Origin of the sequence: Brevundimonas sp. (assembly GCF_036399195.1) — a bacterium.
Lineage (GTDB): Bacteria > Pseudomonadota > Alphaproteobacteria > Caulobacterales > Caulobacteraceae > Brevundimonas.
On record NZ_DASWNO010000229.1, the window covers coordinates 1 to 11,352 of the forward strand.

The 11,352-nt window shown below is 70.0% G+C and carries 13 protein-coding genes; 8 read left to right on the forward strand and 5 right to left on the reverse strand.

Features of this window, described 5'->3' with window-relative positions:
* Positions 1-152 precede the first annotated feature (152 nt).
* From VGB60_RS10105 to VGB60_RS10115, 3 genes are read right to left on the reverse strand one after another with little or no spacing between them, the layout of a single operon-like run.
* Complete coding sequence (locus VGB60_RS10105; RefSeq protein ID WP_331038135.1) at positions 153-746, reverse strand: demethoxyubiquinone hydroxylase family protein; 594 nt, start codon at positions 744-746, stop codon at positions 153-155.
* Positions 724-1,257: a disulfide bond formation protein B gene (locus VGB60_RS10110; protein ID WP_331038136.1), complete on the reverse strand. Its 534-nt coding sequence runs from the start codon at positions 1,255-1,257 to the stop codon at positions 724-726. The genes VGB60_RS10105 and VGB60_RS10110 overlap by 23 nt, the downstream gene beginning before the upstream one ends.
* 43 nt (positions 1,258-1,300) lie before the next feature.
* Positions 1,301-1,942, reverse strand: coding sequence for an exopolysaccharide biosynthesis protein (locus tag VGB60_RS10115; RefSeq protein ID WP_331038137.1), 642 nt, complete (start codon positions 1,940-1,942; stop codon positions 1,301-1,303).
* A 140-nt stretch (positions 1,943-2,082) separates the two neighbouring features.
* Here VGB60_RS10115 and VGB60_RS10120 point away from each other — a divergent pair, with 140 nt between their 5' ends.
* From VGB60_RS10120 to VGB60_RS10130, 3 genes are all read left to right on the forward strand, one after another.
* On the forward strand, positions 2,083-2,523 hold the full coding sequence (locus tag VGB60_RS10120) for a VOC family protein (protein ID WP_331038138.1): 441 nt from the start codon (positions 2,083-2,085) through the stop codon (positions 2,521-2,523).
* Positions 2,524-2,603: 80 nt separating this feature from the next.
* Positions 2,604-4,454, forward strand: a complete 1,851-nt coding sequence (locus tag VGB60_RS10125) for a DUF885 domain-containing protein (protein WP_331038139.1) — start codon at positions 2,604-2,606, stop codon at positions 4,452-4,454.
* A gap of 80 nt (positions 4,455-4,534) precedes the next feature.
* On the forward strand, positions 4,535-4,864 hold the full coding sequence (locus VGB60_RS10130) for a zf-TFIIB domain-containing protein (RefSeq protein ID WP_331038140.1): 330 nt from the start codon (positions 4,535-4,537) through the stop codon (positions 4,862-4,864).
* 203 nt (positions 4,865-5,067) lie between these two features.
* Here VGB60_RS10130 and VGB60_RS10135 read toward each other — a convergent pair whose 3' ends face one another.
* Positions 5,068-6,786, reverse strand: coding sequence for a hypothetical protein (locus tag VGB60_RS10135; RefSeq protein ID WP_331038141.1), 1,719 nt, complete (start codon positions 6,784-6,786; stop codon positions 5,068-5,070).
* Positions 6,787-6,998: 212 nt separating this feature from the next.
* Between VGB60_RS10135 and VGB60_RS10140 the strand changes: the two genes are divergently transcribed.
* The 5 genes from VGB60_RS10140 to VGB60_RS10160 all read left to right on the forward strand — a co-directional run bounded on the left by VGB60_RS10140 (position 6,999) and on the right by VGB60_RS10160 (position 10,505).
* Entirely contained in the window at positions 6,999-7,703 is a 705-nt protein-coding gene (locus VGB60_RS10140; RefSeq protein ID WP_331038142.1) for a response regulator transcription factor, read from the forward strand.
* Complete coding sequence (locus VGB60_RS10145) at positions 7,672-9,306, forward strand: ATP-binding protein (protein ID WP_331038143.1); 1,635 nt, start codon at positions 7,672-7,674, stop codon at positions 9,304-9,306. Before VGB60_RS10140 ends, VGB60_RS10145 begins: the two co-directional genes overlap by 32 nt.
* Complete coding sequence (locus VGB60_RS10150; RefSeq protein ID WP_331038144.1) at positions 9,303-9,731, forward strand: serine kinase; 429 nt, start codon at positions 9,303-9,305, stop codon at positions 9,729-9,731. The genes VGB60_RS10145 and VGB60_RS10150 overlap by 4 nt, the downstream gene beginning before the upstream one ends.
* A gap of 86 nt (positions 9,732-9,817) precedes the next feature.
* Positions 9,818-10,222 carry a PTS sugar transporter subunit IIA gene (locus VGB60_RS10155; protein ID WP_331038145.1) on the forward strand — a complete coding sequence of 135 codons (405 nt, stop codon included), beginning with the start codon at positions 9,818-9,820 and terminating at the stop codon, positions 10,220-10,222.
* Between the two features lie 4 nt (positions 10,223-10,226).
* The gene (locus tag VGB60_RS10160; protein ID WP_331038146.1) at positions 10,227-10,505 is read left to right on the forward strand and encodes an HPr family phosphocarrier protein; all 279 of its coding nucleotides are present in this window, start codon (positions 10,227-10,229) and stop codon (positions 10,503-10,505) included.
* A gap of 4 nt (positions 10,506-10,509) precedes the next feature.
* Here the strand turns inward: VGB60_RS10160 and VGB60_RS10165 are convergent.
* Positions 10,510-11,352: rhodanese-related sulfurtransferase (locus VGB60_RS10165; protein WP_331038147.1), on the reverse strand; the 843-nt coding region annotated here is incomplete at its 5' end.

Sequence of the window (11,352 nt, forward strand, 5' to 3'; positions counted from 1 at the left end):
GTCAGCGAACGCTGCTTCTGGCGTTCGATGTGATCGAGAGATAGCGGGACACCGAACCTTCCTTGCCCCTTTGTCGTCATCCTCCGGCGCTCCGCAGGAGCGAGCGGGGGATCAAGCGGCGCGCGGGCGCGCGACCCTGTCGGGAGCCGACCCTACACCCGCTCGCTGATCTTGATCGCAGCGCGGCAACCGGCCTTGATGACCGATGACAGCAGGCGATAGCCCGGCGCCTCGCGGCTGCCGTGGTCGACGGCGTGGTCGTGGTGGGCCATCTCTTCGTCGCGGAACACCTTGAGCTCGGCCGCCAGATCGGGGTCGCGGTCCTCTAGCTCGGCGATCTGGTCGGCGTAGTGTTCCTCGATGACGGCTTCCACCGCCTCGGTGCACGCGTGGGCGGCCTTCTCGCCCAGCAGGGCCGTGCCGGTTCCCAGCGCGAGAGCGGCCAGCCGCCAGACCGGCGTCATCAAGGTCGGCCGCACCCGCTCGGCGTTCAGCAGGGCCTCGAACCGGGCCAGGTGAACCGCCTCCTGTCCCTGCATCTCCGCCATGTCCGCGGCGATGGCCTCGCGGCCCGAGCGACCTTCAAAGACGGCGCGCTGGGCGCGATAGATATGGACCGCCGCGTATTCTCCGGCGTGATCCACGCGCAGAATCTCGGCCCGGCGACGGCGGCTGGCGCCCGGTCCGGGGCGGGCCAGCGGAATGCGGCGGTTGGCCGTCGCTTCAGGGTCTTGGGGCGCGGGCATCCTTGGGCCTCTTGGCGGCGAGCAGGCTGAACACGGCGAGGAGGGCCGAGATCAGGGCGTTCCACCCTGCCATCGAAAGACCGAGCAGGCTCCATGCCACCTCGTCGCAGAGCGGCAGGTCGGTGATCGGACCGGTCCCCAGCACGAAGGACTCGAAGTCGGCCGGGTCGATCGGCCCGCCTCCGGCGCAGGCCGCCGGCAGCTCCCACCAGCCGAGCTCTCCGCCCATGTGGAAGGTCGCGGTGACGGCGCCGGTGGCGAATACGACCGCCAGCAGGAAGGCGGCGATGCGCGGCGTGCCCCGGCTGCCCCGGCTGATCACGTGCCAGAGGGTGGCGGTCAGGGCGATGGCGACGGCGCCCCAGTACACTTCCCGCTGCTTGAGGCAGAGATTGCAGGGTGCGAGGCCGCCGAAGCGCTCGAACGCATGCGCCGCGCCCAGCATCGCCAGCGAGGCGGCGAGGGCGAAGGCGGTCCACCAGCGCGTCAGGAGTCGGTACAGGCCTCTCATCGGACCCTGTTCATAGCGGGAGGGGCGGGCGGCGTCGATCAGCTTAGCCGCCGAAGCGCGCGATCAGCGACACGGCCCAGCCGGCTCCGAAGTAGAAGCCTATGGCGACGGTGATCAACGCCGTCATCCATCCGATCGCCACGGCCGCCCCGCCGATGACGAACAGGCCGTCGCGCTGGATCAGCCCGACCGCAAGCAGAGCGAGCGCCACCGACGGGACGGTGTTGGTCAGCGGGAGGACGATCGTCAGGGTCGCCAGGATCATGAACAGGGCCACGACGCGTTCCGCCCAGCCTTCCGCGAACACCGTCAGCCGCGGCCGCGACAGCCGCTCGAACCAGGGCATGCGCCGGGTGGCGAACTCCGCCATGCGATCGAGCCAGGGCTTCGAAACACGCCGGTTCAGGACCATCTCGGGCAACCAGGGCTCGACGCGGCCCAGCAGCATCTGTCCCGCCAGCAGCAGGATCGGGATGCCGACGATCTGTGGCACCCCGTAGAGCGCGGGCACCAGGCACGGTATGGCGAGGATCAGGATCATCAGGCCGAAGGCGCGCTCGTCGAGACGATCACGGATCTCGCGCAGCGTGAGCCCGTCGGGACCGCTGACCGCCGCCAGGTCCGCCACCAGCGCAATGAATCCCTGGTTCGGGTCGTCGGTGTGCTCGTCTACGGACTGGATCATGGACTCGGCTTCGGCGCGGGGAGCGCCTCGTTAGACGCAATTTCGCGAGTGGGCGAGAGCCCCCGGGCCATCGCGAGTGGCCGGTCAGTTGAAGGCTCTGTATGGAGATTGCTTCCCGCCTCTCCCCGGATGGAGCTCCCATGCGCTACCTTCACACCATGGTCCGCGTCACCGACCTCGACGCCTCGCTGCGGTTCTATCGCGACCTGCTCGGGCTTCAGGAAACGCGGCGCATGGAGAACGAGGCGGGGCGCTACACCCTGATCTTCCTCGCCGCGCCCACCGACCGCCCGCGCGCCGAGGCGGAGCGGGCGCCCGAGGTCGAGCTCACCTTCAACTGGGACCCGGAGCCCTACGCCGGCGGCCGCAATTTCGGTCACCTCGCCTACAAGGTCGACGACATATACGCGGCCTGTCGGCGTCTGATAGATGGCGGCGTCGTCATCAACCGCCCGCCCCGGGACGGCCGCATGGCCTTCGTGCGCTCGCCCGACGGCATCTCGATCGAACTGCTGCAGGAAGGCGAGGCGCTGGCCCCGGCGGAGCCATGGCTGTCGATGCCGAACAGCGGGAGCTGGTGAGGGAAGGCCTGACACGGTCCCAACTTGCGCCCCGACCGCTGAGCGGTGATTGTCGTGAGCTGCCGTCATCGGGGAACATCATGCGCCGTCTGCTCATCGCCACCACCGCAGCCCTCGCCCTGACCGCGGGTCTGGCCGCACCCGCTCTGGCGCAGACGTCAGCGGCCCCTACCGCCACGGCCCAGAGCGAGGACGCGCGGCTGGCGGCGTTCTTCGAGCAGGCGTTTCAGGAGCGGATCGCGCTGTCGCCGCAGCAGATGACGTCGCTTGGCCTCAAGACCGACTACGACAAGCTGGACGAAGGCACCGACGCGGCGGCCGAACGGTCGCTGGCGCTGGCGGAGTCCCAGCTGGCGCAGCTGAACGACCATTTCAATCCGCAGACGCTGAGCGCCGACAGCCGGCTGTCGTGGCGGCTGTTCGAATATGGCGTCGAGCAGGCGCGGCTGGCCAACCGCTGGCGCGAGTGGGGCTATCAGTTCGCGGCCAACGGCAATCCGACGACCGGTCTGCCGGTGTTCATGATCAACAACCACCGCGTGGACAGCGTCTCCGACGCCGAGGCCTATGTCTCGCGCCTGAGGGACGCCGAGAGGGTGATGGGGGTGATCGCCGCCGAGTTGCGGCAGCGCGCGGCGGCGGGGGTGATCTCGCCCAGCTTCGTGTTCGAGCCGTCGATCGCCAACACCCGCGGCATCATCACCGGCGCGCCCTTCGACGGCGGCGCGGACAATCCGGTGTGGGCCGACTTCCAGCGCAAGGTCGGCGCGCTCACCGCCGATCAGGCGACGGAGGACCGGCTTCTGGCCGAAGGGCGCGCGGCGCTGACCGGCGAGTGGAAGCGCGGCTACGAAGGGGTGCTGGCGGCGCTGGCCGAGGTTCAGGCCCAGGCGGCGGCCATGCCGGACCGCGACGCGGGCGTGTGGCGTCTGCCGCAGGGGGAAGAACTCTACAATGCACGGCTGCGGCTCTCGACGACCACCGATCTGACGGCGGACCAGATCCACGAGATCGGTCTGGCCGAGGTGACCCGGCTGCAAGGCGAGATGCAGACGATCATGACGCAGGTCGGCTTCGCCGGCTCGCTGCAGGAGATGTTCGCCGACCTGAAGACCGATCCGCGCTTTCAGTATCCGAACACGGCGGAGGGCAAGGAGCAGTATCTTACCGACGCCCGGGCCTTCATCGCTCAGGTGATGGCGGCCGCCCCGCAGTGGTTCAGCGACCTGCCCGAGTCGGCGCTGGAGGTGCGAGCGGTGGAGGCGTGGCGCGAAGCGACGGCTTCGATCGCCTTCTACAACGCCCCGGCCCCAGACGGCTCGCGGCCGGGCATCTACTACGTCAACCTGTCGGACATGACCCAGGTGCTGAAGCCCCAGATCGAGGGCATCAGCTATCACGAGGGTGCGCCGGGCCACCATTTCCAGATCGCCTATGCACAGGAGATGGAGAGTCTGCCGCGTTTCCGGCGCTTCGGCGGCTACGGCGCCTACGCCGAGGGCTGGGGGCTTTACGCCGAGCGGCTGGGCAAGGAGATGGGCTTCTATCAGGACCCGTATTCCGATTTCGGCCGCCTCTCGACCGAGTTGTGGCGGGCCGTGCGGCTGGTCACCGACACCGGGCTGCACGCCAAGCGCTGGAGCCGCGAACAGGCGATCGAATACTTCCGCCAGAACTCGCTGCTGAGCGAGCGCGACATCGTCAAGGAGGTCGAGCGCTATCTGACTAATCCGGGGCAGGCGACCAGCTACAAGATCGGCGAGCTGAAGATCATGGAGCTGCGCCAGCGGGCGCAGGCGGCGCTGGGGGCCCGTTTCGACATCCGCGACTTCCATACGGTGGTGCTGGGCTCAGGCTCGGTGCCGCTGGACGTGCTGGAAGACCAGGTCGACGCCTGGATCGCCGCGGGCGGCGGCGCGCCGGCGGCCTGATCCGCGCGGCCGTTCGCCGCGTTGGCGGAACCGCCATCACAGCCTAGCTATTGGTTACAGATCGCCGACAGGAGACCACCATGCCGCTGCTGATGTGCCCCAACGACAACGCCGCCATGCAGACGCTGGAACGCGGCGGCGTCCAGTTCGACATGTGCCCCAACTGCCGCGGCGTCTGGCTGGACCGCGGCGAGCTGGAGAAGCTGATGGCCTCAGCGAACGAAGAAGGCCGCGCCTCGGCGCCGCCGCCCGCTCCGCAACAGGCCCAGCAGCCCTATCCGCCGCAACAGCCGCCGCAGCAGCCGTGGGGCGGCCAGCCCCAGTATCGCGACGACCGCTACCGCAGCCGCGACGACGACTATCGCTACAAGAAGAAGAAGCGGGACAGCATCTTCGACATTTTTGACTGAGGGGGCTCAGCGAGCCGAGCTCCGGTCTCAGTCGTCCTTCCGGGGCCGCGCAGCGGAACCCGGAACCCAGGCGTCCGGGAGCCGCTCGCCGGCCGCCCGCCGGCGCTCGATCTTCTGGATTCCGGGTTCTGCTTCGCAGCCCCGGAAAGACGGACGGTTGGTGTGCGGCGCGCGCAGGGCGGGCGGGAGGCGGCGGACGCGCCCTAAGCCGCCAACCCCGCCGCCTTCATCAGCCCTTTGAGCGGCGCCAGCGTCTCCGGCGCGGCGCTGAGCGTGGCGCGGGACTCCGGGGCGCGGAACAGGCGGACCGCCTCGGCCTTGGCGCGGTCGGCCGCGGGGCCGAGGGGCGCGGTTTCGCCGGCCGCGAGGCGCAGAAGCACCGACAGCTTTTGCGGCAGGGGCGCCGGCGAGCGGGCCACCTGCATCACGATCCTGGCCTCGCTCTCGACCGAACCTCCGACCGACCCGACCGAGGTGCAGATCTCGGTCGCGTCGCGTTCGGTCAGTCCGCAGGTCCGGGCGGCGCGCTGCAGGGCCGCCAGAACGCCCAGCTTCTGGGCCGCCGTCTGGCTGGCCGAGGCGGCTCGCATCTCGGTCTCGAACCGCAGCGAGCCGACGCAGGCCGACAGCCAGCGCGCCGCCGAACGCTTGTTGGCGGTCCCGGTCACGTTCTCGCACAGGCGCGAGAGCGCCTCGGCCTCGCACAGCACGGTGGTGCACGGTTTCACATACGCGGCGACGAAGTCGGCGGTGACGATGGCCTTGGACCTTTCGTTGAAGGCGTTCTGGACCTCCTCGAGGGTCAGGAGCCGGCCCGCCGTCACAGTCAGGGCCATGGCGAGCGTCCGCAGAATGTCGATCTCGCCGGCCGGATCGGTCGGACGCAGGCGGCGCGGGCTCATCAGTTCGCGCAAGACCATGCGGGCCAGCGCGGCGGCCAGCAGCGGGAACTCTCCGGCCTCGAGCCGGGCGCCCAGTCGCGCGGCCGGGCCGTCGACGGCCGGCACCTGCAGGGCCATGCGACTGTCCTGACGGATCAGGGCCTCGATCTCCTTCGGCGCGACCATGCGAACCACCGCGGCCAGGGAGGCTCCCTGATCGAGCGCGGGCCCGAGGATGTCGGTGAGGTTGGTCCGGGCGGCCAGCATCTCGCACAGCAGCTGTTCGATCGGCACCAGAACCATGGCGCGCGGCGGTCCGTCCATCGGCGCGCGGTCCGCAAGATCCATCAGCCGCTCGAGCCGCACCCGGCCCCCGCGCAGCCCCGCCAGGGCGCCTGACACCACCCCGCCCATGACGAAGCCGCGATCAGGCTGCCCCGCCAGACGGTGCGCCAGGTCGGCGATGGAGCAGTCGTCCAGGCTGGGGAACTGACCGCGCCGTCCGGCCGCCATGACGCGCTCGATCGCGCGGTCGGCCAGCTTCTGATAGTGCCGCACCAGTTCGTGGACGGGCTGGCCCACAGCCTGGCTCTCGGGCACGGCGACCTTCTGGATCGCGTGCTGCAGTTCGACGCCAGAGGCCTCCAGCTTTTCAGCCAGGTCGGGGCGATGCAGCAGCTCGAAGGCGGTGACGCCTTGCCGCGCCAGCCAGTCTTCCAGAACCCGGCCGATCGTCTCGCGCGCCTGCGAGGTGTAGAAATCCTGGGGCCCGTTGCAGCGCGGCCCGGCCTGGTCGTCAGGCACGACGCGCTTGCGCTGGACCTCGGGCGCGCCGCGGGTCAGCACCGTCACACTGCCGAACTCCATCGTGTCTGGATCGAGCGTTTCCTTGGTGACGCGAACAGCGGCGGCGCGGTTGTCGGCCAGCATGTCCTCGGCGGTCTGGACCGCCGTCGTGCGGTCCTCCGTCGCCATCTGGAGGGTCCAGGGCGCCGGCGCCGTCTTGCGGATGTAGACCTCGTAGTGGACGGACCCGGCCATGAAATACGCTCTTACTGTTTGAAGTCATCTTGGAGCGAAGGCTTTAAGGCGGGGTTTCGCTGGCAATTCCGGAGGATGGCTCCCATCTCCGGTCCTGACGACGGCCCGGCGGCCGGATTTTCATTCGACCCGGCGGCGACAATGAGGGATTAGAACAGTACCGCTTGCCGTGCGTTGATGAAGCGGACGACGAGCCTGCAAGGAGACCGCCTTTGGCCAATATCACCCTGGTCGACGACGACGAGAACATCGTCGCCTCCGTCTCGCTGGCGCTCGAAAGCCATGGCCACAAGATCACCGCCTACCATGACGGCGCCGCCGGGCTTGAGGCGCTGGAGTCGAGCCCGCCGGACCTCGCCATCCTCGACGTGAAGATGCCTCGCATGGATGGGATGGAGGTGCTGCGCCGCCTGCGTCAGACCTCGCAGATCCCGGTCATCATGCTGACCTCGCGCGACGAGGAGATCGACGAAATCCTCGGCTTCAATCTCGGCGCCGACGACTACATCCACAAACCCTTCAGCCAGCGCCTGCTGATCGAGCGGGTGAAGGCCCTGCTGCGCCGGACCGGCGCCGACGGCGGCGAGCCCGAGCCGTCGGGCGAGACCTCGGCCAAGGCGATCAGGCGCGGCAAGCTGTCGATGGATCCGGCCCGCCATGAGAGCACCTGGGACGGCAAGGCGGTCAAGCTGACGGTCACGGAGTTCCTGCTGCTGCAGGCGCTGGCCCAGCGTCCGGGTTTCGTGAAGAGCCGCGACAACCTGATGGACGCCGCCTACGACGATCAGGTCTATGTCGACGACCGCACCATCGACAGCCACGTCAAGCGGATGCGAAAGAAGTTCCGGGTGGTCGATCCCGAGTTCGACGCGATCGAGACCCTCTATGGCGTCGGATACCGCTACCGCGAAAGCTGATCCGCTCCCTCCGGGGGACGACGAGCCGCGGCGCCGGCTGAAACGCTTTGGCGGATCGCGGCTCGGCGGGCTGATCCTTGCGCTGAACCTGCTCAGCCTGCTGATCCTGTTTGTCGGGGCGCTGGCGCTGAACGAGTGGCGGCGGGGTCTGGTCGAGGCGCGGGAGGAAACCCTGATCGCGCAGGCCGAGCTGCTGTCCAACGTGCTCAGCAAGCTCAGCATCACGACCGGCGAGCCGACTCCGGCCTTCGACCCCGTGGAGGCGTCGCGGCAACTGGTCGACGACTTCATCCCGGAAGGCCAGCGAGCCCGCCTGTTCGACCTCGACGGCCTGCTGGTGGCCGACAGCTTCGCGGTGACCGAGAACATCCCCGGGCGTCCCCTGCCGCCGGCCCGCCCCGCGGGCAGCCCGCCCGTCGCGGTCGATCAGGCGCAGCAAGACCGCAAGGCGGACGCGGCCGACCGCGCGCGCGCCGACCTGGCCGCCGAAGTCGAGGCGGCGCTGGCGGGTGAGCCCCAGTCCGGTCTGCGGCCGTCCGAGAGCGGGGGGCAGGTCGTGTCCGTCTCCATCCCGGTGCGCCATGTGAAGCAGGTCCTCGGCGTGCTGACGCTGGAGGCGGGGGATGTCGAGGAGACGCTCGCGGCACAGCGGCGGGCGCTGATGCCGTTCGCCCTCGTGGCGCTGTTCGTGAACCTGCTGGGATCCCTGCTGCTGCACCTGTTCGTGGCGCGGCCGGTGATGCGCCTGTCGGCCGCGGCCGACGAGGTCAGGCTGCAGCGCGCGCGGGCCATCTCCCTGCCCGATCTGGAGGGTCGGCGCGACGAGATCGGCGATCTGGCGCGTTCGCTCGAAACCATGACCGAGACCCTGTCGGACCGGATGGACGCCATCGAGCGGTTCGCCGCCGACGTGTCGCACGAGATCAAGAACCCCCTGACCTCGATCCGCTCGGCGCTGGAGACCCTGCCGCTGGTCAAGACGGAAGCCCAGCGTGAGAAACTGACGGCGCTGCTGCAGCAGGACGTGCGGCGGCTGGACCGCCTGATCACGGACATCTCCAACGCCTCGCGGCTGGACGCCGAGCTGGCGCGCGACCGACCGCGCACGATCGACCTGAACCTGCTGCTGACCGAGATCGTCGGGGTCTATGAGGCGGGGCGGAAACCGGGTGAGCCGCGTGTGGTGCTCGACGCGCCGGGCCGGGAGCCGGTGTTGGTGGTCGGGCGCGACGGACCGCTGGGGCAGGTGTTCCGCAATCTGATCGACAACGCCCGCTCGTTCAGCCCGCCGTCGGGATCCGTCCGTATCGCCCTGGTGCGGGACGGGGCCGACCAGGACCGGCCGGTGCTGGTGGCGGTCGAGGACGACGGCCCGGGAATTCCGCCTGAAAACCTCGAGACCGTGTTCCAGCGCTTCTACACCTCGCGGCCCAAGGGCGCGGCTTTCGGGACCAACTCGGGCCTCGGCCTCTCGATCGCGCGCCAGATCGTCGAGGCGCACGGCGGGCGTATCCGCGCCGAGAACCGGATGGGCGCCGACGGTGTCACGGCCGGCGCGCGTTTCGAGGTGGCGCTCCCGCCCGCCCCGGTCCGGCGCGGATGAACCAGCCGCTGCACGCCACCGTCGCCGCCCGCTGGACACCGGGGCGCGGCTGGCGCGGCGTCTTGATCACCGGGCCCTCGGGCGCGGGCAAGAGCGACCTGGCCTTGCGCCTGACGGGGCATGGCGGGTGGCGGCTGGTGGCGGACGACTACGCCCACGTGTTCGCCTCCGGCGGCGCCCTCTACGCCGCTCCGCCCGACGCCCTCGCCGGCAAGATCGAGGCTCGGGGGGTCGGCATCCTGGCCGCCTGCGCGCTCGACCTCGTCAGGCTGGTGCTGGCGGTCGAGCTCACGGGCGAGGCGGTCGAGCGGCTGCCCGATGCCGCATCGAGGGTCGTCGCGGGCGTGACCCTGCCGGTGGTGCGGCTGAATGGACTGGAGCCGTCCGCCGTCCAAAAGGTCACACGGCTGACCAGTGCGCTTTAACCCGGGGCTGAGTTGGGCTATTCCGCGCGGCTTGCGGCGCGCTCACGGGCGCCGAACGCCGGGGGCGAGAGCTTGGTGATGCCGTCATGATCGGGCTGGTGATCGTCACCCACGGGGGACTGGCCTCGGAATTCCTCGCGGCGATGGAGCACGTCGTCGGCCCCCAGCGCGGGGTCGCGGCCATCTGCATCGGGCCCGAGGACGACATGGAGCGCCGGCGGCGCGACATCGTCGACGCCGCTCAGGCTGTCGACGACGGCGAGGGCGTGATCCTGCTGACCGACATGTTCGGCGGCACCCCGTCCAACCTCGCCATCTCGGTGATGGAGGAGACCCGCGCCGAGGTGATCGCCGGGCTGAACCTGCCGATGCTGATCAAGCTGGCCAGCGTGCGCGGGCGCGAGCCGCTGGAGGCCTGCGTGGCCCACGCCCAGGACGCCGGTCGCAAATACATTTCGGTCGCCAGTTGGGTCCTGCAGGGCGAGAAATGACGGCATGACGGACAAGGTCACGGCGACAGCCGACATCTGCAACACCCGGGGCCTGCACGCCCGGGCCTCCGCCAAATTCGTCAAACTGGCCTCGTCCTTCGACGCCGAGGTCCACGTCACCCGCGACGGCGTGACCGTGAACGCCCTGTCGATCATGGGCCTGCTGATGCTGGGCGCCGGCAACGGCTGCGGCATCGAGATCACCGGCGAGGGGCCCGAGGCCGAGGCCGCCGTGGCCGCCTTGTCCGAGCTGGTCGCGCGCCGGTTCGACGAGGACCAGTAGGGCTTCAGTCCTCCGCCCGCTCCCGCGCCGCGATGCCGATGTGGGCGAAGCCGCGATCCTGCGCGATCCGCATCTGCCGCGCCCGCTCGCGATAGCGGGCCCGGTCATCCTCGCCGCGGGCCTCGAAACATTCGTCGCAGCTGACGCCCTCGACATAGCGCGGCGAGGCGCGGCCCGCTTCGCTCACCGGCATCCGGCAGGCGCGGCACAGGCTGTGGCTGCCCGGGGCAAGGCCGTGGCCGACCGCCACCCGTTCGTCGAAGACGAAGCATTCCCCCTGCCACGAGCTGTCGGCTTCAGGCGTGATCTCCAGATAGCGCAGTATGCCGCCCTCCAGATGGAAGACGTCGGCCACGCCCTCGCTCTTCAGGAAGGCCGTGGCCTTCTCGCAGCGGATGCCGCCGGTGCAGTACATGGCCACCCGCTCAACGCCGGGCCGGTCCAGCAGGGCGCGGCCTTCGTCGCGGAACCAGGCCGGGAAGTCGCGAAAGGTCCGGGTGTTCGGCTGCACCGCCCCGGCGAAGGCGCCGACCGCGGCCTCGTAGTCGTTGCGGGTGTCGATCACGACGGTACCGGGGTCGCGGATCAGGGCGTCCCAGTCCTGAGGGGAGACGTAGGTTCCGGCGTCGGCGGGATCGAGGCCCGGTTGGCCCATGGTGACGATTTCCGGCTTGATGCGCACCTTCATGCGATGGAAGGGCGGAGCCGCCGCCAGGGCGCGCTTGACGTCGAGGTCGGCGAAACCGGGCAGGGCGCGGATGCCGTCGAGCGCCCTCTCCACCGCCGCCGCCGGGCCGGCGATAGTGCCGTTCAGCCCTTCGTGAGCGACCAGCAGCGTGCCGCGAAC